Here is a 25141-nt window from a genome sequence, read left to right as displayed (position 1 = left end):
ATTGATGCCGTTACCGACCCGATAAGGTTTTCCCCTGACAGTAAGCATAGGCGTTTGCCAGTCCGTAGGAACCATGCCCATCGGTATTGGTTAGCTGCCGATTGGGCAGTTGATTGAGCAGCTCAAGCATACAGTCATTCTGTTGAAATACCTGTCGGCAGGTACGTTTGTTCAAGTCATAAATGGCTCCATCCATTGAAAAACCGAAGTAATAAGCTTCCCACCGTGAATCGCCAATCCATTCTTCAGTCTGGTAAATGACCAATGGCTTACGTTGCACAACTTGATATTCCGTGTCGTCATAGAGCCGGTACGTTTCACCGTCACTGGTTTTGTAGCCCCAGACCGAGTCAGCCGAAAAACGTTGTTTATGACCTGCCTCGTCGATAGTGATCACCTGCGGGTAGTGATGCCGGTGTCGGATGGTTCTTATCAATGCCGACCCCACGTTAGCATCAGGCGACCGGAGTAATTGTAGGGTCGTTCGCTGACATCCCGTCACGCCTATAAGACCTAATAGCCCCCATAGACACGCCACTCGGTTGATCCTCGTTGAGTTGATTGGGTTGCGCTCCATGATATCAGCGGAAAAGACTGTTCACTGGGCTACCACCTGCCGTATTGTTGCAGTCTCTTTGCGCTGCGTATTTGCCGCCACCGTGCGAATCGCCATATTGTCGCGGATGTCGTCGGACGCGCGGACCAGTACGGGTTGCTGCGGGGTTAGCTTGCCAATTACTTCAACAGCCTCTTCCGATTCATTGCCGGTTTGCACAGGTACGTAGTGCGTTTTCCCGTTCTGTACGGCAATGACATACGTACCTTCCATCGAGGTTACAACCGCTGTTTTAGGTACGTATAGGCTCTTTTCGCGTCGTTGCACCGGAAACCCCACAGTGGCATACATGCCTGGCATCAGCGTCAAACCCGCGTTATTTACTTCAATCTCGACCAGTTCGGCCCGCACCGTCCGTTCTACGTTGTAGGATATACGATCTACCTGCCCCCGAAACACCTGGCCGGGAAACGCCCCCACCGAAAACGTCACCGGGGTACGTTGCCGCAACTGCCCGGCATAAGCTTCGGGTACCGTCACCTGCAAGCGCAGCCGCCCCACTTCTTTCAACTTCAGCACTGGCTGCGGGTCCTTCTGCGACGGACCCACCAACGCGCCCGGACTGAGCATCCGCTCCGTCACAACGCCATCGAAGGGTGCGCGCAGCACGAGATACTGTTTCATTTGCCGCGCTGCCGTGACCAATTGGCTCTTGCTGAGGAGAGCGGCACTGTCGCCCATGAGCTTGCCCTTGGCTAAGTCGATTTCCTGCGGGGCAATTGCTCCGGGGGTTTTGGCCGCCTGTATCAATCGCCCATACGTCAGGCGGCTCACCCCGACTTGCCCCCGTGCGGCCTGTTGCTCGGCCAGGGCGCGGTTCAATTCAGCGTCGAGTTCGGGAGCTTCCATCACGGCCAGCACCTGCCCCCGCCGAACACGGCTACCCACATCAACACTTAGGGTCTTGATAAACCCGTTAACCCGCCCGTAAAGAGCCACGTCGTAGTAGGAGAGAAATTCACCGGGGAGTTGCAGGGCTTTACTGCGTTGCTCGGCCACGACAGGCACAGTTTCGTATGCCGCCTGCTGCACATTTTCAGTAGTAGGTTCCTGCTTCGGGTGCTTCTCCGATGAGCAGGCCGGCAGCAGGGCCGTACCCCCGATGAGGATAAACAAACTTAAAAGGGACGTTTTCATTACGTTGCATTTGGTTGGTGCCCGGCCCGGCTCCGGCGCGGTCTGCCGTCGGTGACCGGTTTGGCGGCAGGGGTCAGAGCCGGGCGTTGGGCATGTGGTCAATTCGGGTTGGTTGTAAGCAGTTCTTTCTTAAGGGGATTCACGCCATCGTAGTAGGCACTGTCGGGGTCTTCGGGGTTAAGCGAAGGCGATTGCGTAGTCGTTTTGGCTTGCACGGAGGCAAATACTACCGGCAGTACCAGCAGAGCCGCCAGCGCCGAGAAGAACAACCCGCCGATGACCGCCCGGCCTAATGGGGCCGATTGGTCGCCCGCTTCGCCAATCCCCAGGGCCATCGGAATCATACCCACGATCATGGCGATGGTCGTCATCAGGATAGGCCGGAGCCGCATGCCACCTGCCGTCAAAGCCGCCCGGCCTGCATCGTTATATTCCAGGCGCAACTGTTCGGCGTTAGTGATGAGCAGAATGGCGTTCGCCACCGATACGCCCACCGACATGATGATGCCCATGTACGATTGCAAGTTGAGCGTACTACCCGTCAGCATCAGCAAACCCAACGCACCGGCCAACACGGCGGGCACCGTCGAGAGGACAACGAAAGCCACTTTGAACGACTGGAAGTTGGCCGTTAGCACCAGTAGAATCACGACCACGGCCAAGCCCAGACCCGTTTGCAGGCTGCTCAGCGTTTCGGTCAGTAATTGGGCCATACCCAGCAGTTCAACGGTCGTACCTTTGGGCGGTAGACCTACCTCATCGATGGCTCGCTGCACATCGCGGGAAGCGGTGCCGAGATCTTGCCGGAAAATGTTAGCCGAGACGGTCACCAGTCGGCGGGGGCCGGAGCGGTCAAATTCGCCGGGAACAGTGGTGCGCCGGATGGTCGCTACGTCACCAAGCGTAGGGCGGAGTTGCCCCCTCACCAACGGTATGGCTTCCATATCTTCGGGCGATGCCATGTCGTATTCAGGCAGTTGCACCTGCACCTGGTAAGCGTACCCGCTTTTCTGGTCGAGCCAGAGGTTTTTGGCCGTAAACCGACTCGACGAGGTGGCCGCGACAAGGCTTTTAGCAACGTCGTCGGCGGTGAGGCCAAACTGCGCGGCCCGCGCCCGGTCGATCTGAATGTCGAGTGTAGGGTAGTTCAGCGGTTGTTTGATGCGAATGTCACGCAGATAGGGAATCTCCCGCAACTTGTCTATTAGCCGTTTGGCGTAGCCCTGCCCGTCCTGTAAGTTTTTACCCGCTACCTGCACCTCTAAGGGCGTGGCGGCTCCCTGACTCATGATTTTGTCGGTTAGTTCGATGGGTTCGTAGGAGATGCTTACGCCCGGAACCTTATCGTGTACCTCTCGGCGCAGCGCATCCCGAAAATCGTCCATGTTGCCCGCAAATTCTTCACCCAGAGCTACTTGCAGCGTAGCTTCGTGCGGCCCGGCGTTAAACACGTAAAGATTGCTGGTGCCATACGTGGAGGGGGTCATACCCACGAAGGCCGAGCTAATTTCCACATTATCCTTACCCGCCAACTGGTCAATAATTGCCAGTACCTGCCGAACGCGGTCTTCAGTCCGTTCAATTCGCAAGCCCTGCGGCCCGATGATCCTGACCTGAAACTGGCGGGCGTTGCTCTTAGGCAGCATATCCTGCCCGATACTTATAAACAGCAACGCGGCCAGGCCCAGCGTAACGATTACATATCCGCCCATCACCACCGCCCGGTGTTGCATCAGCCGCCCTACCAGACGAACGTACCCCTGCTTAACTCGCTCAAAGCCGGTTACCTTCGTTTTGTGAGCCAGACTCCGTTTGTCGTGTTCAACCTGCGCTACTTCCTCTTCATCGAGAGCCTGCACGGCGGGGGCGTGTTGTATGGCAGGTACGTGGGTCTTCATCCACCAGTTACTGAGGACAGGAACGAGCGTGAGAGCCAGCAGAAACGCCACGATCATGGCGAAACCGATAGAGAGCGAGAGAGGCAAAAACATGGCCTTCGGGATACCCGTCATCAAAAACGACGGTGCGAATACGGCCAGAATACAGATTAGAATCAGAAATTCCGGGAAGGCGATTTCCAGGCAGGCATCATAGATGGCGCGGGCCTTCGTCTTACCCATTTCGAGGTGTTGGTGGATATTCTCAATCGTTACCGTCGCCATATCCACCAGAATACCAATGGCAAGGGCCAGGCCCGACAGGGTCATGATGTTGATTGTCTGCCCGGCGGCATTGAGCAGCATCACCGCAGCCAGCACCGCGACCGGAATCGTCAGCACGACGATAAGCGAACTGCGCCAGTCGCGCAGAAACAACAGCACGACCAGCCCCGTCAGGATGGCCCCTGTGATGCCCTCGCTCATGAGGCCCTTCACAGCGTTGGAGACGTACACCGACTGATCGAACTCGTAGCTCAGCCGAACGTCGTCGGGCAGCAGGCTCTGCATTTCGGCCAGCTTGCCTTTCAGAGCTGTTACCACCGACATCGTGGAGGCATCGCCGGTTTTGGTCACGGGGATATAGACCGCCCGCTTTCCGTTGACGAGCGCGTAGCCTACCGTCTGATCGGCGGCATCGGCAACCGTCGCCACATCACTTAGAAAGACCGTGGGGCCACTGCCGAGTTTAAGCGGAATCTGGGCAAACTGACTCACCTTCTCGATAGTCGCATTAGAGGGAGTCAGGTACGTATAGTCGCGTAGGCGCACGGTACCGGCGGGCGAAATCTGGTTGGCCTTCACCACCGACTGCACAATTTGATCAGGTGTAAGGGCGTAGGACTGCATCTTCTGCGGGTCCACCTTGATGACAATGGTGCGTTCATTGCCGCCAAACGGCGGGGGTGAGGAAGCTCCCGGAATTTTTGCCAGCAGGGGTCGGATTTTGGTCGAAGCCAAATCCTGAATTTCCGACAGAGAGCGCGTTTTGGAGTTGAATACCAACTGCCCCACCGGCAGCGTTGAGGCATCGAAACGCACCACCACGGGCGGCTGCGAACCAGGCGGCAAGTAAGCCATAACCCGGCTGACCTGATTAGCGACTTCCCCGGCAGCCTGCGCCATGTTGGTACTTTCGTAAAAGGAACACTTCACCAGCGTCAGGCCCTGCACGTTCTTCACGTCAACGTCTTTCACGCCCGACACGTAGAGCATCTGGTTCTGGTAGCGAGTCGCCATGAAGCCTTCCATCTGCGCGGGCATCATGCCGCCGTAGGCCTGGGCGATGTAGATGGTCGGCGCGTTGAGCTTAGGGAAAATATCGACCGGGATGTTCAGCACGGCCATGATCGAGAAGACCAGCAGACCCAATACCACTACCACGATGGTCACGGGTTTGGAGAGGGCGGACGCAATCAGTTTGTTCATCCGAAGCGGGGGTTAACGGGTAGTCAGTTGAAGGAAAGGGGCCATGTCGCCCTCAGCAGCGGCTTTGAGCAGGTAGGCCCGCCAGACGTTGTTAATGGCAACGGATTGGTCAATTTCGGCCCGGTTGAGCAGCGTGAACGCCTGCGTGAACTCGTATAAATTTGCCAACCCCGCACCATAGCGGGCTTGCGCTTGCCCATAAGCCGCCTGTGCCGCAGCCAATTGGACGGGCGATTGCCGGGCGGCTTCCTGGGCGGTCTGTATCTGAAGATCGGCGGTTTGTTGCTGAGCGCGCAGGGCCAGCAGTTGCTCGTCGTAGCGCGATTGATCGGCCAGGGTACGTAGTGTCTGGGCTTTGGTCTCCTGCCGAATGCGAAACCAGTCGGTGAACCGCCAGACGGTACTCAGGCCAACGAAGTAGTTGGCAACCCGAAACGGCAGACCCGCCCCCAACGAGGGGTTATAGACAAAATTACCCTCTGGCGACAGGTTGTCGGCAATCCCCGATCCCCGCGCCCAAAATGAGCCATTAAGCGAGAGGGCAGGCAATATTGACTTACGAATGGAGAGGATCTGCGCCTGATCGACATCCAGTTGCCGCTGGAAGTAGGTCAGCGTGGGGTGGCTTAACAAGGTGTTGGCCGGGTACGTTAAAATGGGCATCGTAGGCTGCCTGAACGTAGTCGTGTCCAGGCGTTGTGCACTGGGTGGCAGACCCGTCAGTTGACCCAGCAAGACGCGCTGCTGCTGGGCCATGCGATGGCTGTCGAGCAGCAGCAGGCGGGCCTTTGCCAATTCGGCATCGGCCAGAGCACTGTCCACGCCGGGGCGTAGGCCCGACCGGGTGTTGGCCTGCATCACCTGCCGAAACGCCTGCACTCTGCTCAGATTAGCCTGCTGCACCCGCACAGCCTGGTCGAGGATGAGGGCCATCAGGTACGTATCAGCCGTCCGCACCTGCTGGACGAACATCTCCTGCCGGTAATCGGCCTCGGCCCGTGAAATAGCGGATTGAGCGACGGCCAAATCGGCTTTGTTACGCCCGAACGTGATGGCCCGCCAATTCACGTTGAGCGACCCTAAGCTGGTCCATACAGCATCGGCGGTGGGTCCGTTGGGCTTGATCCCACTGGCGACGTTGTTGGTGGTGCCTTCGTTGGGAAAGGTGGCCCCGCGCACGTTGTTTGACGTACCGTAAAGGGCTTGCGTCTGTACGGCCCCGGCGGGCAAAAAACTCGCCCGACGCGCTTCCAGATCGGCACGGGTTGCTTCAATTTCGGCTCGTTTGCCCCGGATGGAGGGGTAGGTTTGCGCGGCCAACTCCAGCGCACGGGCCAGCGTTAGTACAGAGTCGGCGGGCGCGGGTTGGGCGATCAGCCGGGTGGTGGGGATGAACCACGCACTCAGCAGATAAGCCAGAAAAATGGAGAAGTAGGTCGCCCTCATGTCGATGCGTTTATCCCGTTGAGTTGGGCAAACGTCGGTAGGCGGGATTAGTAGAAAGTTGGTGGCAGATTAGAAGTTTCTAATGTGAATCGACCTATTTATCTACACGATACGTAAGCTCCCCCGCGATTATCACATATTCTGCCTGATTACGCATAATCAGTTGTTGTATATCCCAGTTTTGATCATCCGATGCAACATGAATGCAATTAGCTGGTAATGCACGAAGAGGATTAGCTTTATCATCTGAGCCAGGATAATGCAAATAAGCAAGGTACTTCGGTGAAAGTGGTAAGTAAAATTCGCTGCTTGAGGGAAACAACTCAAAGTGACGAACCTGATGGTTCACAACAACTGGGTTTGTGCTGGTGAACCAAGGTTTATCTTCCTGCGACTGAACAATAACAATCTCATAATTCCATAATCGCAGCATTAAGTGGTCCATGAAAAAAAGCAAAACCCGATTAACGGCTTTATCAGATGCATCCTGCATTAACATTTTATAAAAGGGCTGCTCGTGAATGTTCTTGTATTCCTGCTCGTTCCGGCAGTGATGCCCCGTCAAAAACTTAAGGAATCGCGGCTTATTCGGGCTGTCGCAGAGTGCGCTAATGATCTTACGCCAGTAGTCGGAACGAGCCATTAGGTTCGCTACCAATTGCAATATATATGCCTGTGACTTTTCAGAAAGCTGCTCGAACGATTCCAAATCATTAATAATGTCAAGGTAGCCATCTTCTAATCGGCAGTTTAATTGATCTTCAAAAATTCGTTGAATAATAGGATCATAGCTATTAATATCAAAAATATTTGTAATTGCCGTAAAGCTTTTGATACTTTTCTGCCGTGTGAAACTTTCACCAGCATTTCGAACCGATACTTTCCACTGATTATTTTGATCGACATACCCGAACTGTTTTAAATATACTTGGGGAATCTTGTGCTGATCCTGCTTTGGGTGTTTAATCGAGTATTCTTGCTTCATTTTAGTAAAACAATTGAAGCCAATTTTATAGTTTCATGCGGTTCAGGCTTTGTTTGTCGGTAACCAAAGCCTAAACGTCGTACCTGTGCCCAATTCTGATCTAACGCTCACCCGCCCACCGTGTAGTTGAGCAATGCGCTGTACCAGAGCCAGCCCTACGCCATGCCCTGCGTTGGTTTGGTGGGCATTGTCGGCGCGGAAGAGGGGCGTAAATAAGTGGGGCAGCGCATCGGGCGGAATGCCAATGCCCCGATCCTGCACACTGTATTCCGACCCGTCGGTTACGGGTTGTAAACGTACCTGAACAGGCTTAATAACAGGCGAGTATTTGCAGGCGTTTTCCAGCAGGTTAGTCAGAGCGACGGTCAGCAGGTCGGCGTTGCCGGTAAGCTGGCAGCACTCGCTGTCGTCGGGAAGCACGATATCGATGGTGTGGTCGGGGTATTTGCGCTGCACCGCCTGCACGGCATCCAACAGGGGTTCCGTCAGCAGTACATCCTCGAAGGCCAGCGTTGATGCGTCATTTTCCACGCCCAGCTCCGCCAGCAACAGGAGGTTATTCGCCAACCGGATCAGCGACTGCACTTCTTCAATGGCCGATTGCAAGGTGGCCCGCAGGTTGTCGGGTTGCTGATCGTGCGAGAGTGACACCTGCAACGTACCCAGCAAATTCGCCAGCGGGGTACGTAGTTCGTGGGAAGCGTTGGTTACAAATGCCCGGTTTTGTCGCACGGTCTTGTCCAGCCGGCTCAGCAGGTGGTTGAACTGAATACTAAGCTGCGCGATTTCGTCGCGGGCATTGCCCGTGGGCAATCGTTCACTCAGCCGGTCGATGTTCAGGTGCCGAATGTCATTGATAAGGTGTTGGGCAGGTTGCAGCGACCGCCCGGAAAACAGCCACGCCAAACCCAACACCAACAACAAACCAAACACGTTCACCAAACCCATATTCTGTAGTAGCAGAGTCAGTTGCGCCTGCCCGAACGTATCTTCTGCCGTAACAATAACCGTGAAGCGATCATATGCCCCGCGAAAAAACATGCCTACGCCCAGCTTATTGTCCGTTTGGAACCGCACAATACGTTCTGTACGAACCTGATTGAGAAACTGAGCCGACACCGGATAGTACGTGTAGGAACCGCTTGAATATACCAGCGTATTGGTCTCGTCGAAGATGGCCTCATGCTGTTTTTCCTGCGTCAATAGCAGGATTTCATCGGTTTTGTCGAGCCGACGGTTTTTCTGCTGATATACCTTCGCGGTAGCTTCGGCCTTACGTTGCAAGCGTTGGTAGAACAGCGTTTGCTGGCTTTGTCGCTCAAACAGATATACCCCCGCCGACACCAGCAGTAACAACCCCGCCATCAGGCCCGCAAAATACAGAGTAAGCCGGGTGCGGATGAGCATGATCAGCGCGTTGTCGGGTCTTTCATCACGTATCCCATCCCCACGACGGTATGGATAAGCTTCTGCTCAAAACCCTTATCGACCTTGCGCCGGAGGTAGTTCACGTACACGTCGATGACGTTGGTATTCGTATCAAAATTGAGTTCCCACACTTTCTCGGCAATATCGACCCGCGAGACGATGCGGCCTTTGTTGAGCATGAGGTATTCGAGCAGGGCGTACTCGCGAGCGGTGAGGCTGATGAGTTGTCCCGCCCGTTGCACCTGTTTGGTGCCCACATTCAGCTCCAGATCAGCCACCTGCAATACGCGGTGCGCCCCTACCTCTCGGTAGCGTTTGTAGAGAGCCTGCACCCGCAGCAGCAGCTCATCAAACTCGAAGGGCTTAACTAAGTAATCATCGGCCCCGGCTCCGTAGCCCTCTTTCTTGTGGGTCATACTGCCCAGGGCCGTCAGCATCAGTACGGGTACGTTGGGTTTCTCGACCCGCAGCCGCTGGCACACCTGAAACCCGTTGAGGATGGGCAGGTTCACATCCAGAATAACCACGTCGTAGTCGCCGTCAAGAGCCATCGACAAGCCGATTTGCCCATCATATGCCGTATCGACGCGGTGGCCCTCTTCCGTCAGTCCCCGGTCAATGAACGTGTTCAGTTTTGCTTCGTCTTCAACAAGGAGTAGCTTCATTCAGTTGAGTTGCTTACCTACAGTAGGCTCATGCGCTATCAATCTACTAACGGTGAATCTGAGACTGCTGGTTGATAAACCCAGCGTACATAAATGCATCGTCGAAACAGGCTTGCAGCCATAATATTGATCGATTGCTTCTCCCGATAACTTTACAAAACATCCACTAATCGATTAGGTTAACACAACGAACATCAAAACCCGTCCAATAACATGGCACACGAACATCACAAAGAAGCAGCTTATCACTTTGGGGAAGCGGCCAAACATCACCAGAAAGCTCAGGAGTTGCACGAAGCAGGTGAACACGAAAAAGAAGCCCACGAGGCTTATCAGGCTTACGGGCATCATAATCTGGCCGATCAACACGCCCAAGCCGCTGCCGAACACCATGCCGAAGGACACGACAAAACCCACAGTGACCCGATTGCCTGACCAAACTTCCACTAAAAAGCGGTTGTAGCAAGTTGCTACAACCGCTTTTTTATTTGACTTACTTTCCCCTGAGTTTGGGCTATTCAACTCGCAAGGTCATCGCATATTTGCTCCGCACGGCGGCATAGTCTTTGTCCTTATACTGCCCCGGTGTTTTGTCCATCTGCTCGGCTTCAACGATATAGATACCCGGTCCTGATGGTGTAAACCGCGTTGTACCATCAGCCCCAGTGGTGAGCGTCTTTTCCCAACCCTGTGAATTCAGCACCGTCAGTTTGGTTTTAGCGGTTGGCGTTTTCTTCGCGTAGGCAGTCAGCACCATCTGTCCGTTTAGTGGGCGGGCCACTACGTCTATGTCGGTTAAGGGGGCGATAGCATCAAGGGCGTTACCCGCCAAGTAGTCAGCCCGTAGATATTCCATCGGGCGTACCACGCCCATGCCGTATTTGATCCAGTCCTGTACCTCACGGGTATCGTTGATTCCAACCACTTGATACCGACCTGCTTTGGCAGGGGTGAAGCGGGCTTCCCAGCAGGTTTCAGTCTGCGTGAGCGTGAGGGGTTGTTGCTGACCCGATGAGTCGAGGTAATACGCCCGGAAATCCTTCATGCCGTTCAGCCGGTCGCCTTTCTCGCGCAGGTTGTTTTCGTACTCACCAAAGTAGATTTTGACGATTACTTCGCTACTGGGCTTGCCGGAACCGGAAAGTTCCATCCAGTAGCCGTGTGCATTCGTCAGCAGAGGAAGTAGCAATAGAAACGCGCTAGTCGTCAGTTGTTTTAATGGTAGTGCCATGATTCGTTGGGGCGGCATTCCACCCAGTTAATTGGTATATGTGTAAAGACTACGAAAACTTCAGGTTCTGCACTCGAACGGCGTTCAGAATGGCCAGCATCGCTACACCCACGTCAGCAAAAACGGCTTCCCACATAGTGGCAATACCCCCCGCACCCAGCACCAGTACAATGGCTTTGACTACTAGAGACAGGGTAATGTTTTGCCAGACGATCCGGCGCGTAGCCCGGCCAATCTCAACCGCCGTAGCGATCTTAGAAGGTTCATCGTTCTGGATAATCACGTCGGCGGTTTCGATGGTAGCATCGGAGCCGAGACCGCCCATCGCCATGCCCACGTCGGCCAATGCCACCACAGGTGCATCGTTGACCCCATCGCCTACAAAGGCCAACTTCGCTTTTGAATTGCCTGCTAAATCGGCTTTGAGCCGTTCAACCTGGGTTACTTTGTCTTCGGGCAACAGATCGCCGTGGAACTCATCCACGCCAACCTGCCGAGCTACGGCCTCGACCACCGCCGACTTATCGCCCGACAACATCACCGTGCGGATGCCGTCAGCTTTTAATCGGCGCACTGCGTTGGCAGCGTCGGGCTTGGCTTCGTCGGCGATGGTGAAATAGCCCGCAAACTGCCCGTCGAGGGCCGTCATGACGATGGTGTACGGAATTTTTGTCAGGTTCTCGTCGAATGGTACGTTGAATTTACGGAGTAGTTTGGCATTGCCCGCCAGCATCTGCTTACCCTCCACAACACCACGCAGGCCATGTCCGGCAATCTCTTCCACGTCAGCCACAGGTACGTTGTCCAAATCGCTTTCTGGTTCACTTGAACGGGCATATTCCAGAATCGCAGTGGCGACGGGGTGCGTCGATTTACTTTCCAGGGCCGCCGTCAGTCGGGCCAGCGTAGGGGCATCAATTCCTTCAGGCTTGACTTCCTGCACCTTGAACACGCCCTTCGTTAACGTACCCGTTTTGTCCATCACAACGGTTCTCACCTGCGTCATCAGGTCCAGAAAGACCGACCCTTTGAACAAAATACCCTGTCGCGATCCGGCACCGATCCCACCAAAGTAACCCAGCGGAATAGAAATGACAAGCGCACACGGGCAACCAATCACCAGAAAGACGAGGCCCCGATACAGCCAGTCGGCAAAGCGGTAGTCGGCTACGGAGAAATACGGAACAACCGTAATGAGCACGGCCAAAAGACAGATAATCGGTGTATAGATTTTGGCGAAGCGGGCGATAAACTCCTGCGTCTGCGCCTTGCGGCCTGTTGCCTGCTGTACCAGCTTTAAAATACGCGACAGCTTGGAATCCTGATAGGGCGTGGTAACGTCCATCTCCACTAACGACTGCCGGTTGATCATCCCCGCGAGCACCGCTTCGCCTTTCTCAATGGTGCGCGGTACGCTCTCCCCCGTTAGGGCCGCTGTATCGAACGTACCTGAATTGGAACGCATGGTCCCATCCAGCCCCACTTTCTCGCCCGGCTTGATCTGTATAATATCGCCGACAGCAACGGTTGCGGCTTTTACAACCTGCACTTTCCCATTTTTGAGAACTGTTACCTCATCAGGGCGCACGTCCAGAAGTGCCTTGATAGACCGTCGCGCCCGCAACACGGCGGCATCCTGAAACAACTCGCCGATGGTATAAAACAGCATAACAGCTACGCCTTCGGGGTATTCGCGGATGGCGAACGCGCCGAGGGTAGCCACGCTCATCAGGAAAAACTCGGTGAACACATCGCCCCGAATACTGCTGCTCCACGCCCGGCGCAGCACCGGCCAGCCAACGGGCAGATACGCCACAACGTACCAGATAAGCCGCACGGGGTCTTTGAACCAGTCAATTGCGTAGTTATCCAAGGCAATACCCCCTAGCAACAGCACCAAACTGCTGATAGCCGGGGCGTAGGTACGCCAGGTTTGTTCAGGGCCTTTTTTAGCCGGAGCGGCATCGGCGGCTGGTGTGGTGCCTTCTTCAATCAACTCCACATCATCGTGTGTGTGATCATCTTCGTCATGGTTATGTGCCGGACCATTGTGATTGTGTGCCATGTTCATTTGGTTAGATGTCAATGAAAAAATTAAATACGGCCAGCCCCACGAGCGTCAGGCCGGTAATCAGGTTTTCGTAATGCTCGAACCAACGCGGGTTGACCTGCTGCAAGCCTCGACGGCCCAGCGATACCATCAGGAGCATACCTGATAGCGTGATTACATTGTAGATGAGGGCCACCAGACCGACCGCTTCCCATCCCTTCGCGCCCGCGCTGAGGAAGTAAGCTTCGATTTCCAGACAGGGTGACAGGAACATGGCCGCAACGAGTGAAAATAGCAGGGCGGCAAACGAACGTTTCCGGTTTATTTTTCCCGCTTCGATATGGTCGTGAACGTGCCGGTGACGCAGGTGCTGCATGAGGTACCACAGCCCTAACGCTATGAGCAGCAACGGAATGGCCCGTTCTGATAGGTCATGATAGTTCTCGGCCAGTTGCCAGCCCGCCAGACTCACCAGCACACCCAGCAGGGTGGTACTGACGGTGTGAGCCAGCCCCGCAATGGCGGTGACGGTCAGCGTCTGCCGCAGGCTCCACCGCTCCGTTTTGCCGATGGTCACAAACGGAAGCCAATGGCTGGGAATCAGAGCGTGGAGCAGACTCAGCGTCAGGCTACCATACAAGATTACATCCATAATTCTGTCTTGGTTTTGTTAGTTTCGCTCCCGCCGGGCGGAGTACAGTGTGCGCCGGGGTATGTTGCTTCTAGTACGCTGTTTCTGCTCATTGTTGAGTGGCCTGACCACCTGATTGCCCATGCCCTGACGCACAGGCCGTTTAGGTCGTTTTTGGGGAATGAACAGCCCAATGAGAATTGCCAGCCGATACAGGCACCATCCCATCAAGGTTATCGTCAACGCAATGCCGACTAAAAGTTGTATCAGATGACCCAGTACATACATGATTCATTCAGAGTTTATAGTATTTAGATAGCTCAGTCGGCTGTTCGACGACAAATGCACCTGTTAACTGAGATAAACTTCCGGCAATACCCTCGGCAATAGCTGTCATCGGCGTATCTGTCGGACGATTCTCGAAGGGGTCCTGCAACTGGATGGCACTCTTCTCAATCAGAAAGAAGGCGGAGGCAATCAGAGTTACCAGCGGCACCTCAACGAAAAACAGGCTCTCCACAAAGCCAAAGGGGAGCATCGCCGTAAACAGAATGATGAATACCTGGAGGTAGAAGGTGTATGTTTTGGGGAAGACCGTGTTTTTGATGCGCTCACAACGGCCCATCGCATCGGTCAGCCGGGATAAGGTGGCATCCACCTGGGCCAGTTGAATGTCGGTTAGCTGGCCTGCCCGGTACCATTCCCGAAGCTGGTCAGCGTGGGCTTGCAACACGGCTAAGGGCCGGTGTGCTGCACTCAGCATAGTGGCCTGCTCTTCCTCCGGCAGGTACGTTTGGATGAGTTTTTCAACAGGTTGACCGCGCAGGGTCTGTCCCAGTAGGTAGCACCAACCAATCTGCCGTCGGGCCATGGTTTGCACGGCACTTCTCGACGTTGTGTCGAGCGGTAGAAATGTGAGCAACTGCCGGATGAGCGTCCGGCTATCGTTGACAATGCCCCCCCAGATGACGCGGGCCTCCCACCAACGTTCGTAAGCCTGATTAGTGCGGAACGCCAATAATAATGAGATGCACGTACCCATCAGGGCGGGAATGGCCAGCGGGATTGATAGATACTCCAAACCCACGTAATGCCGAAGCGCAAACATCAGGTTGGCGAAAACGAATACCCCCAGGGCTTCGTAACGAATCTGACCCAGCAAAAACGAAAACGGAATCGGTCGGTTCAGCAGCATGGTTGCCCGGTAGTTATTGGTGTCTTAGTCGCCATTTTACTCTTTTTCGGTCGGTTTATAGTGTCGTCAAGCTGTTGGTACATTGCCCGGCCCGTTCGGGTTGCAGGGCAATGTGATTGATATTGAACCGGGCATTGAGCTGACCTGCTACCGTTTCCAGCCGGGCCGTCAGATCGGTCGTCGTCAGCGATGCGTCGGCCACCACGTGACCGCTCATGACAACGATACCCGACGTAAGGGTCCAGATATGCAGGTCATGGGCGTTGCTGAAGCCTGATACGGCATTGATGGTCTGCTCCACCACCGCAACGTCTAAGTCGTCGGGGGTGCCCTGCAAGAGAATGTTGACCGATTCCATCATGAGCTTCAGCGTCCGGGGCAGGATGAACAAGCCAATGATGGCACTAAACAAGGGGTCGGCGTAGTACCAGCCGGTGTAAGTCATGATCAGACCGGCGGCAATAACACCCACCGAACTGAGCAAATCGCTGACCACCTCCAGAAAAGCCCCTTTGACGTTCAGGCTGTCCTTGGCCCCCTGTCGCAGCAAATAAATACCCAGTACGTTGATGAGCAGCCCGACAAACGCCACCAGTGTCATGTTGCTGCTGTCCACGGTGGGCGGATTGCGGAACCGGCCATAGGCTTCAACCAGGATATACAGCGAAATGCCAATCAGGATCAGCGCGTTGACAAAAGCCGACAGGATCTCCAGCCGGTAAAAGCCAAAACTGCGCCGGGCCGTGATGGGTCGGCGGCTCATCCAGTTGGCAAACAGGGCCAGGGCCAAGCCGATCACGTCGGTGAGCATATGGGCTGCGTCTGAGAGGAGGGCCAGGCTGTTGGTCCAGTAGCCGACCACCACTTCCACCAGAAAGTAGGTGAATGTCAGGCCAAAGACAATCCGTAGATTTTTGTTGTAGCGGCCCGTAGCCGATTGGGTTTGTGGGGGTGCTGGGTTCATTATCCGGGTGTTATAGGGTGCCTTTATCCTGGGTCAACTGCTCGATCAGCAGAATCAGCACGTGAATCACTTTACCGTGTACTTCCTGAATCCGGTCGGCATAGCCAAAATGGGGTACCCGAATCTCTACGTCGGCCTGCCCTGCCAGCTTACCACCATCCTTTCCCGTCAGCAGGACCACTGCCATACCTTGCTGCCGGGCCGCTTTAACGGCCCAGACCACATTAGCCGAATTGCCACTCGTGCTGAGGCCAAGCAGCACATCCCCCGGTCGGCCCAACCCTTCGATAAAGCGGGAAAAGACGAACTCGTAGCCATAATCATTGCCCACGCAGGTCAGATGACTCACGTCCGCAATAGCCAGCCCCGCCAACCCTGAGCGGTCGTTCCGATAGCGGCCCGATAGCTCCTCGGCAAAGTGCATGGCATCGCACAGGGAACCGCCATTGCCGCAGCTCATAACCATACCGCCCTGCTTAAGCGCATCGGCCATCAGCCGGGCGGCTCGTTCAATGGCGGCTATGTTCTCCGCGTCAGCCATGAAGGTGCTGAGCACCGTTTGGGCTTCGGCAAGTTCCTGGTGAATTTGTTCGGTTAAGGATTGCATCAATAAGGATGATTTGTGCCAACTGACTTACAGCAGACTGGAAACCGTGTTGATGGTCAGGGCGATGATGAGCGAATTGAAGGCAAAAGACAAAACAGCGTGCAGCAGGGTCAGTCGCCGAATCGGTTTGGCGGTCACAGCTACGTCCGACACCTGAAACGTCATACCGACAACAAATGAATAGTAGGCGAAATCGAGGTAGTCGGGCGGCTCGTCGCCCGGAAAGTCCAGTCCACCCACCCGGTCCGTCTCGTCAGGGTCATAGTATAGGTGCGCGTAGTGCAGCGTAAAAATGCTGTGCGTCAGGAGCCACGAACTAATTACGGTTAGTCCCGACAGTACGACGTGCCGCGTCGCTTCGGAATCGGACAGCCCCTTGACTGAACCTAACAGAAGAATTACGGCCAGCAAACTAACCAACGCCCCTCCGACCGTAAAGAGAAAAATGGCCGGGCGGCTTTCATCCTCCCGCTGCGCTGTTTGCCGGGCATCAGCCCAGCCGATGACCAGCCAGATCAGCACCAGTACAGTCAGGGCATAGGCCAGCCAGCCCAGCAACAACCGGGTTTGCCAGCCCAGCCGCCCGGCCATCAACCACCACACTAACCCACCCACGGATAGAGCAATCAGTGACCGCGACAAGGCCGACAGCCGGGTTTGATAAGGTTTTCTCTTGTTCATTTGATGAGTAGTTGGAACAGTTCTGAGGAGAAAGAGCAGGATTAATATTTACGACGGATCACTGGTCAGCTTCTGCTGGGCTTCTTCGATAGCTTCCTCTACCGAATGCGACTTACGTAAGTCACTCGCTTGCCGGGTTACTTCGGCCATCGTCTCGTAGTGCCGACAAAGCACCGCCAGTTCCTCATCCGTCAGCTTCTCGACCGCTACCAACCGGTTCGAGGCTCCTTTCGTGGCCGCAATCAGTTCATTGAGCTTGAGTTGCACCGCCAGGGCATCCTTGTTTTGGGCTTTCTGGATAACGAACACCATCAGGAAGGTGATGATCGTTGTTCCGGTGTTGATGACCAATTGCCAATCTTCGGAGTAGTTGAACAACGGCCCGGTCAACCCCCAGATTAGCACCACCGCGCAGGCGGTCATAAAGGCTCCCGAACTACCGGTCAGGTGCGTGACCCGGTTAGCTATCCGGTCGAAAAAAGCCGACGGGCTTTGGGGTATTTTCGTTTGTGTTTCCATCACAAAAGATTGGTTAGTCTGATTACTGTCATTTAGCTGGCATGGGTAGCTTAGAATCGCCGAACCACTGCCAGGCCGCTTCTTTCTGGTCGGGTGAGAAGCTTCGGAGTTCAGCCCGGAAAATCGTTTGCATGACCGGCGTAATCAACGCGATGTTGTCCGGCGTACCCACCAGCGCAATGCGGGTGAAATCAGCCGGGACCGTTAGGTCGAACTGCAAATCCCGCCAGAGTTCATCCGGTTGCCAGCCCCGGAAATACTCCATTTCCCAATACAAGCGGGATTCGGCGGCACTATGTAGGGTCGTATCCAGCAGCGGACGGAGTTCGAAATACACCTCCGGCGTAATGAAGTCGGCCACGCGCAGGGCCAACCGACCCGGTTGGTTAAGCAAAACCTTGTACATCGCCCAATACGGTTTAGGGGCGGAACGCCATTAAGCGACCATGCCCAGAATTAAAAACAAGAGGAACCCGGCGAAGAACGTAGCCGTCAGCCAGGGCTTTTCTTCGCCTTCGTGGGCCTCGACCAGCAATTCTTCCGTGACCAGAAACAAGAGCGCAGCCAGCCCAAACGACAGCACCACGTCCAGGCCCGTTTCGGGCAGGTTGTGCAACAGGGTTGCCCCGCCTACTGTGCTGACAAAGAACAAGGATGACAGACCCAACAGTAGCCGAATGATGCGGGAACGCGGAACGCCATCCTCGGTCAATGAGGTGGCCGTAGCCAGTCCCAGCGAAAGTACTTCAACCGCCAGGGCGAAAGCCAGCAATACCCCTTCTTTAGCGCCGGCAGCGAAGCCAATACCCAGCAGCAGCCCGTCGATGAAAATATCTACCCCGATGGCCAGCAGAAACGCAATCGGAAATCTGCCCCCCGTAGATTCGCCCAACTGTTTACCGGTCACTTTCGTGGTAGCCTCCTCGGGCGATTGGGTTAGTCGGCGAATCAGCAGCATCAGGCCAATACCTGCGCCAAAGCCAACCGCCGTTAGCACCGGATCGTGCAGCCGCACTACATCAGGCAGGATCTCGACGGCAACTACTGAGAAGACAACACCTGCCGCGAAGTGCAGAATAGCCGAACGTACCTGAACGCCAAACCGTACAAACAGGGCGACCAGCCCCCCGCCTGTCAGGGCGAGGGTGGGCAACAGCGCGTAGGGAATGATTTGCTGAAAGAGGGGGGACACAATCAGTGACGGTTCTTTTAATTTGACCAGCTACAGAAGTTATTCGCTTAGTCTGGGTTAATGGTATAGTACACCCGAAGCAAAAAATCAAATGCCTCTCCGTGCGTGTCGATGCCAATAGTCAGGCTTTCCCACAGGGCGAACGTTTTGCTCAAGTGAGCCTGTGACGGCTCGCCGGGCTGAACATGGGCGTGCAATTCCTCACTCCGTAGCAGGAAATTAGCCTCGTCATAGACCGATAGCGACAAGGCAGGGTAGTGCGCGAACGATAAATCATTCTCAGAAACCACCCGGTCGATGCGTACCGACCGGATGCCATCACGGGCGTGCAGGTGAAACTGGTGGCCTGTGGGCGTGAGAAGTACGTTGTCTTCTGTTTGCATCTTGAATTCAGTTTTGGCCGTAATGAGCGGTCCTTAGTGAGCGTGACCTTCCTCTTCGCCACTGGCAGCCTGTAGCTGCGAGAGGATCGCAAACGCGCCTTTCACCACGACCTGCACCTTGCTCAAATCGAGTGTACCGGGCAGTGTCACCTGCGAGTAGCCGCCCTCCGTTACACCCCGGCGCACCGGAATCTGTTTGAAAGCCGTACCGTGCTGTTCTTTCTCGCCTTCCTTATGATCGTGATCTTCCTTCTCATTATGTCCGGCTTCCCCTTCTTCATGCTCATGCTTTTCAGGGGCCTTCTCGTCGGTGACGATGAAGATGTAATCCTTCCCCTCTGCCGATACAATGGCCCCTTCGGGCAGGGCCGTTACCCGGCTGTCGCCCAAGTCTAAGCTGGCCTTCAAAAACGTGTTAGGGGCCAGGCGGGCATCGGGCTGGTCGAGCCGAGCCACGACCCGCACCGACCGGTCGGCTTCGATGGTTCGATTGATGTAGGTGATGCGCCCACCGCGCTCGCGACCGCCTTCGTTATTGAGTCGAAGGCTGACCCGCTGCCCTTCCCGGAGCTGAGGCAGGTCTTTCTCAAATACTGTCAGTTCCGCGTATAGCCCCTGGCTACTGGTTAGGCGGGCCATCACGTCGGCGGGCTGCACGTACTGCCCTACTGTAGCGGGTACGTCAGTAACAATGCCCGATACAGGGGCCACAACGACGTATGTGGCACTGAACTTGCCATCCAGGGCCGCCTGGGGCGAAAGCCCCACCAGCCGTAGCCGCTGGGCCAGCCCCCCTAAGCGAGAACGTACCTGATTTCGCTCGGATGCCGTTTGCTGGAACACCTTCAGCGCACTCACGTTCTGTTCGCTGAGTTCCTTCTGACGAGCGTATTCAGCATCTAAGTACGTTAGTCGGCTATGATTCTCGGCGTAGTCCTGCTGGAACTGCACCAGATCCGGGTTCTCAATACGAGCCAGCATTTGCCCTTTCCGCACGGGCTGACCCGGCAGCAGGGGTAAGCTTCGCACGAAACCGCCTTGCAGGGCGGTGATCGCCACCTGACTCTGGGCGGGGGCGGCCAGCCGACCATTGACGGGCAACAACTGACCCAGATTGCGGTACTCCACCTTGCCCAAACTGACCGCACCGATCCGAAGTTGGTCATCGGTCAGTTCCACAACATCCGCTGGAGGTTCTTCATGGGGTTTTTCAGCAGCCGGTTTACTGTCTGTCGTAGTTGCTTCTCCTTCTTTTTGGGCGGTGTCCCCGCACCCAGTGGTCAGCCATAACAAGCTGATACTAAACAAGATTCGTTTCATGAGTTTTCTCAGGGTAAGCCCAGCAGTTGTTCTAAGCGAATGACGGATTGATTGTAGGCACTCAGCACATCGACGTAGCTGGCGCGGGTCTGGTAAGCCTGCGTGAGGGCTTGCGAATACTGGAGATAGCCGATTTCGCCCGCCCGAAAGGCCACGCCCGCTTTGTCGGCCAGTAGCCGGGCGGTAGGCAGACCCGTTTGCTCATAGTACGTGAGCGAACTTTGCAGCTTGCGAATCTCCTGAATAGTGGCACGTAGTTCGCCCTGTAGATTACGTTGCGTCAGGGCCAGCGTAGCCTCGCCCATTTGCTGCCCCAGCCGGGCTGCTTCCACGCGAGCCTGCTGGGGTTTTCGGAAAATGGGGATGGCTACGCCCGCTGTCACCCCTTGAAATCGCCGACCTCCTCCGTAATACACTTCTTGTTGCCCAACCAGGTACGTGCCGATGAGCGACTGGTTGAAGTAGCCCACCGAAAAAGAGGGCAGCAGCCGGGCCTGCTCCACGTCGGTTTGACGGGCAGCTATCTCAATCTGTTGGCGCAACAGGGCCAGTTCGGGCGTTTGGGCCAGCGTCGCCGAGTCGGTCAGGGCCGGTAACGCCCGGCGCGTCAGGGTCGAGTCGGAGAGACTAACGGGCTGGTTGGTATTGAGCAAGGTTTGCAGGCGACTGAGGGCAATCTGCCGGTCGGCTTCGGTCTGCGCCAGGGCGTTTCTGATTTCGCCCAACTGATTGGTGGCCGTAGCGACCTCAACCGCTGTACCCTCACCGGTTCGTAAGCGTAACTCCGTTGCTGAACGGAAGGCGACCAACAGGCTATCCTGTGCCCGCAACAACCGTCGGCGTTCGGTTACATACAACAAATCGAAATAGGCGGCTTTGACCTGCGCCCGTAGGCCATTCTGCGTGAGCCGTCCTTGTGCCTCAGCTCCCGCCACACTCGCGTCGGCCAGCCGACCTAATTGCCGCACCAACTTGGGGTTGGGCAAGCTCTGGGTGATGGTGAAGTTGTTGTCGAAGTTGATGCTGTTATACTGCCCTCCGGTCCAGCCGAAGCCAGTGGCCCCGATGTCGCGGGCCGCCCGGCGACCCGTTTGCTGCTGAGCGATGCCCAGAGCACTGATCCGGGCTGTGCCGTTGTTGGTGGTGGCTTGTTGCAGGGCTACCTCCAGCGTCAGAGGGCCGACAGCGAGTTGAGGAACCTGTGCCTGGGCTATGCCCGTTCCGCCCACAACCAACGCCCCGATCAGCAGCCAGGTTGCTATCCGGCCCGCCGTTGCCGGAGCAACTGCCAGTTTCTTTTTTCCAAAGGCGTTCGCGCCCCCGGTTGTTTGCTCCCACCAGTACAGACAAGGCAGCACCAGCAGGGTTAAAAGCGTAGCTGAGACCAGCCCCCCGATAACGACGGTGGCTAAGGGACGCTGTACTTCCGCCCCGGCGGTAGTGGCCAAGGCCATCGGCAGAAAGCCCAGCGAAGCTACCAGTGCGGTCATCATTACGGGGCGAAGTCGAGTGGCCGTCCCCTGCAAGATTCGATCACGCAAGTCCAGGTCGGTTTCGTCTTTGAGGTGATTGAACTCGCCGATTAACACGATGCCGTTCAGCACGGCTACGCCGAAAAGCGCAATGAAGCCCACACCCGCCGAGATACTGAATGGCATGCCCCGTAGCCAGAGGGCCATCACACCTCCAATCGCCGATAACGGAATGGCTGAGAAGATCAGCAGGCTCTGCCGCACGGAGCCGAAGGTGAAGAACAGGAGCAGAAAAATCAGTCCCAGTGCCACCGGCACGGCGATACTAAGCCGGTCTTTGGCTTCCTGTAAGTTCTGAAACTGCCCACCGTAAGTCACGTAATACCCAACCGGCAATTTGATCTGGGCATCAATCTTGCGTTGTAGTTCATTCACCACGCTCTCCACGTCGCGGCCCCGCACGTTGAAGGCCACGATGATGCGCCGTTTGGCATCCTCGCGCTGAATCTGGTTCACGCTATTCTGAAACGATATGTTGGCAAGCTGGTTCATGGGTACGGTCTGCCCATCTACCGTAGTCACCAGCAGATTCTGCACGTCTTCGAGTCGCTGACGACTTTGCGCCTGCAAACGCACCACCAGATCATACCGCCGTTCTCCCTCATAGACCAAGCCCGCCGACGACCCGGCAAACGCGGCTTGCAAATACCGGTTGGCATCTTCGACGGATAGGCCAAAGCGGGCCAGCGCATCGCGGTCGTAGTTCACCACAATCTGGGGCAGTCCCGATACCTGTTCCACGTAGAGGTCTTCAGCACCCGGTACCGTACCCACCACCCGGCCAATCCGGGCCGCATAGTCGGCCAAAACCTTGAGGTCTTCGCCGTACAGCTTCACGGCGATGTCCTGCTTCACGCCGGAGATCAGTTCGCTGAATCGCATCTGGATGGGTTGCAGAAAGCCGAAACTTACGCCCGGAATCTGGTTCAGCTTTTGCTGCATCTTTTCCGCCAGTTCTTCCCGGCTACTGGCCGAGGTCCACTCGCTTCGATCTTTGAGAATGACCATCAGGTCGGTGGCTTCAATAGGCATAGGGTCGGTGGGTATTTCGCCCGCGCCGGTTTTGCCAATGGTCTCCACCACTTCAGGAAAGTTTTCCTTCAGCACCCGTCCCGCCTGAAGCGACGCATCGGACGATTGAGACAGGGATGCTCCGGTCATAACGCGGGTTTCGACGGCGAAATCTCCCTCGTCCAACTGCGGAATGAATTCGCCACCCAATCGACTGAAGATGAACAGGGCGACGGCAAACAGTCCAACCGACAAACCCACGACCAACCCTTTGTGACCCAACGTCCAGCGGATGGCTGGATCGTAGAGTCGGTGAAAAAAGCCCATGATCCGGTCGGAGATATTGCGCGTTCCTTCTTTGACGGGCTTCTTGCTCAACAGCAGAGCCGAGGCCATTGGTACGTAGGTTAGGGAAAGAATAAACGCCCCCAGAATGGCAAAAGCGACGGTCTGGGCCATTGGTCGGAACATCTTACCCTCCACACCCACTAAAGCCAGAATAGGCAGATACACAATGAGGATGATGATTTCGCCAAAAGCCGCCGAGGAACGGATACGGCTGGCTGATTCATAGACCTCCTCGTCCATTTCGGCTTGGGAAAGGTTATGGCGGTAATTCTTCAGGGCGATGTGATGCAGAGTGGCCTCGACGATAATCACGGCCCCGTCCACGATCAGCCCGAAGTCGATAGCCCCTAAGCTCATCAGATTACCCGATACGCCAAAGAGGTTCATCAGGCTGACAGCGAAGAGCATTGCCAGCGGAATGACGGATGCGACCACCAGCCCCGCCCGCCAGTTGCCCAGCAGCAGCACCAGCACGAAGATGACAATGAGTGCCCCTTCGATGAGGTTCTTCTCGACGGTACCGATAGCGCGGTTGACCAGCTTGGTACGGTCTAAGAACGCGTGAATCTCGACTCCTTCGGGCAGCGATTTTTTGATCTGCTCGATGCGCTGCTTCACGTTGCCAATCACCTCCGAGGAGTTGGCTCCTTTGAGCATCATCACGATGGCCCCCACCACTTCGCCTTCTCCGTTGCGGGTCATGGCCCCGTAGCGGACCGCCGAACCCAGCCCCACCTGCGCCACGTCGCGCACCAGCACCGGGATACCGTTTGGATTCCGGCGCACCATGATTTTTCCGATGTCCGGCAGGTTGTTGATCAACCCTTCGGAGCGAATGAAATAAGCGTTGGGGCGACGATCAATGTAGGCTCCGCCCGTATTGCGGTTATTCTTTTCAAGCGCGGTGAACAAATCATCCATCGTCACGCCCGCAGCCCGCAGCCGCTGGGGATCGACAGCCACTTCGTACTGTTTTAAAAACCCACCGAAGCTGCTCACATCGGCCACGCCCTTAGTGCCCAGCAGTTGCCGCCGAACGATCCAGTCCTGAATCGAGCGCAGTTCCATCGCCGGGTACCGTTTTTCGTAGCCGGGTTTAGCCCGGATCACGTACTGATAAATTTCACCAAGACCCGTCGTGACCGGAGCCAGTTCGGGATCACCCGCGTCGGTAGGAATCTGGGAGCGGGCCTGTTGCAGTCGCTCGAAAACCTGCTGGCGGGCTAAATAGATGTCAACCCCATCATTAAGGACAATGGTCACGACCGACAGACCAAAGCGGGAGATGGAACGGACCTCAATCAGGTCAGGCAGGGTAGCCATCGTCTGCTCGATGGGAAAGCTGATTAGCCGCTCTACATCGGGGGCCGACAGGGCGGGACTTTGGGTAATCACCTGCACCTGATTGTTGGTAATGTCGGGCAGGGCATCGATGGGCAGCCTACTCAGTGAGTAGCCGCCCCAGATCACCAGGGCCAGCGTAAAGAGGCCGATGATGAGCTTATTCTGAATGGAAAAATGAATGATACGATCCAGCATGATCGGGTCTGAACAAATGGACAATGAGAAAGTGCCGGACGCATACAGACAGCCTTGCTACCGCCCAAAAGGACATAGCAATACTATCCAACGCGAACGGCGAGGGTGTTCAGACCCGAAGTTGAGGAGGTTGCCAGATGGCAGAAAGCGGAGATGCCCAGCGAACAGGGACGTACTGGAAAATGGCTGTAGCTATCGAAACAAGCTCAACCGGGGGCACTACCTTGTAGCTGAAGTGCGGAGTGATACTGATCGTAGCCGCGCAGCAGGTGCAGGTGCAGAAAGGAGTGCAGGCA

Annotated in this window: 21 protein-coding genes; 1 reads left to right on the top strand and 20 read right to left on the bottom strand. The window is 55.8% G+C overall.

Features of this window, described 5'->3' with window-relative positions; genetic code table 11:
- Positions 1-10 precede the first annotated feature (10 nt).
- The 7 genes from FAES_RS28745 to FAES_RS28715 form a co-directional block, all read right to left on the bottom strand.
- Entirely contained in the window at positions 11-436 is a 426-nt protein-coding gene (locus FAES_RS28745) for a hypothetical protein (protein WP_148289627.1), read from the bottom strand.
- 162 nt (positions 437-598) lie between these two features.
- On the bottom strand, positions 599-1753 hold the full coding sequence (locus FAES_RS28740; RefSeq protein ID WP_015056810.1) for an efflux RND transporter periplasmic adaptor subunit: 1155 nt from the start codon (positions 1751-1753) through the stop codon (positions 599-601).
- 98 nt (positions 1754-1851) lie between these two features.
- On the bottom strand, positions 1852-5118 hold the full coding sequence (locus FAES_RS28735; protein WP_015056809.1) for an efflux RND transporter permease subunit: 3267 nt from the start codon (positions 5116-5118) through the stop codon (positions 1852-1854).
- 12 nt (positions 5119-5130) lie between these two features.
- On the bottom strand, positions 5131-6564 hold the full coding sequence (locus FAES_RS28730) for a TolC family protein (RefSeq protein WP_015056808.1): 1434 nt from the start codon (positions 6562-6564) through the stop codon (positions 5131-5133).
- A gap of 94 nt (positions 6565-6658) precedes the next feature.
- Positions 6659-7549 (bottom strand): DUF4238 domain-containing protein, encoded by an 891-nt coding sequence (locus tag FAES_RS28725; protein ID WP_015056807.1) that lies wholly within the window; start codon positions 7547-7549, stop codon positions 6659-6661.
- Positions 7550-7591: 42 nt separating this feature from the next.
- On the bottom strand, positions 7592-8956 hold the full coding sequence (locus FAES_RS28720; RefSeq protein ID WP_015056806.1) for a sensor histidine kinase: 1365 nt from the start codon (positions 8954-8956) through the stop codon (positions 7592-7594).
- 2 nt (positions 8957-8958) lie between these two features.
- Entirely contained in the window at positions 8959-9642 is a 684-nt protein-coding gene (locus tag FAES_RS28715) for a response regulator transcription factor (protein WP_015056805.1), read from the bottom strand.
- A gap of 213 nt (positions 9643-9855) precedes the next feature.
- Between FAES_RS28715 and FAES_RS28710 the strand changes: the two genes are divergently transcribed.
- Positions 9856-10077 carry a hypothetical protein gene (locus FAES_RS28710; protein ID WP_015056804.1) on the top strand — a complete coding sequence of 74 codons (222 nt, stop codon included), beginning with the start codon at positions 9856-9858 and terminating at the stop codon, positions 10075-10077.
- Between the two features lie 79 nt (positions 10078-10156).
- On the opposite strand, the gene FAES_RS28705 is transcribed toward FAES_RS28710, so the two are convergent.
- The 13 genes from FAES_RS28705 to FAES_RS28640 form a co-directional block, all read right to left on the bottom strand.
- On the bottom strand, positions 10157-10873 hold the full coding sequence (locus FAES_RS28705) for a nickel transport complex, NikM subunit,transmembrane (protein WP_229364588.1): 717 nt from the start codon (positions 10871-10873) through the stop codon (positions 10157-10159).
- 49 nt (positions 10874-10922) lie between these two features.
- Positions 10923-12944, bottom strand: coding sequence for a heavy metal translocating P-type ATPase (locus FAES_RS28700; RefSeq protein ID WP_015056802.1), 2022 nt, complete (start codon positions 12942-12944; stop codon positions 10923-10925).
- 4 nt (positions 12945-12948) lie between these two features.
- Positions 12949-13575 (bottom strand): hypothetical protein, encoded by a 627-nt coding sequence (locus tag FAES_RS28695; RefSeq protein WP_015056801.1) that lies wholly within the window; start codon positions 13573-13575, stop codon positions 12949-12951.
- A 274-nt stretch (positions 13576-13849) separates the two neighbouring features.
- A complete protein-coding gene (locus FAES_RS28685) occupies positions 13850-14749 on the bottom strand; it encodes a bestrophin family protein (protein ID WP_015056799.1) in 900 nt (299 codons plus the stop codon).
- A gap of 55 nt (positions 14750-14804) precedes the next feature.
- Positions 14805-15713: a cation diffusion facilitator family transporter gene (locus tag FAES_RS28680; protein WP_015056798.1), complete on the bottom strand. Its 909-nt coding sequence runs from the start codon at positions 15711-15713 to the stop codon at positions 14805-14807.
- Positions 15714-15723: 10 nt separating this feature from the next.
- Complete coding sequence (lpcA, locus tag FAES_RS28675) at positions 15724-16320, bottom strand: D-sedoheptulose 7-phosphate isomerase (protein WP_015056797.1); 597 nt, start codon at positions 16318-16320, stop codon at positions 15724-15726.
- Positions 16321-16347: 27 nt separating this feature from the next.
- Positions 16348-17001, bottom strand: coding sequence for a DUF1345 domain-containing protein (locus FAES_RS28670; RefSeq protein WP_015056796.1), 654 nt, complete (start codon positions 16999-17001; stop codon positions 16348-16350).
- 48 nt (positions 17002-17049) lie between these two features.
- On the bottom strand, positions 17050-17520 hold the full coding sequence (locus FAES_RS28665; RefSeq protein WP_015056795.1) for a low affinity iron permease family protein: 471 nt from the start codon (positions 17518-17520) through the stop codon (positions 17050-17052).
- 28 nt (positions 17521-17548) lie between these two features.
- Complete coding sequence (locus tag FAES_RS28660; protein WP_015056794.1) at positions 17549-17926, bottom strand: SpoIIAA family protein; 378 nt, start codon at positions 17924-17926, stop codon at positions 17549-17551.
- Between the two features lie 30 nt (positions 17927-17956).
- Entirely contained in the window at positions 17957-18712 is a 756-nt protein-coding gene (locus FAES_RS28655; RefSeq protein WP_015056793.1) for a ZIP family metal transporter, read from the bottom strand.
- Positions 18713-18759: 47 nt separating this feature from the next.
- Positions 18760-19095 carry a hypothetical protein gene (locus FAES_RS28650; protein WP_015056792.1) on the bottom strand — a complete coding sequence of 112 codons (336 nt, stop codon included), beginning with the start codon at positions 19093-19095 and terminating at the stop codon, positions 18760-18762.
- Between the two features lie 33 nt (positions 19096-19128).
- Positions 19129-20415 carry an efflux RND transporter periplasmic adaptor subunit gene (locus FAES_RS28645; RefSeq protein WP_015056791.1) on the bottom strand — a complete coding sequence of 429 codons (1287 nt, stop codon included), beginning with the start codon at positions 20413-20415 and terminating at the stop codon, positions 19129-19131.
- A gap of 8 nt (positions 20416-20423) precedes the next feature.
- Positions 20424-24845, bottom strand: coding sequence for a CusA/CzcA family heavy metal efflux RND transporter (locus tag FAES_RS28640; RefSeq protein ID WP_015056790.1), 4422 nt, complete (start codon positions 24843-24845; stop codon positions 20424-20426).
- Positions 24846-25141 lie beyond the last annotated feature (296 nt).

This window comes from Fibrella aestuarina BUZ 2, from assembly GCF_000331105.1.
Taxonomy (GTDB): Bacteria; Bacteroidota; Bacteroidia; order Cytophagales; family Spirosomataceae; genus Fibrella; species Fibrella aestuarina.
The sequence above is the reverse complement of the archived record's forward strand: the minus strand, read 5'-3'. Positions and strand labels throughout refer to the sequence as shown.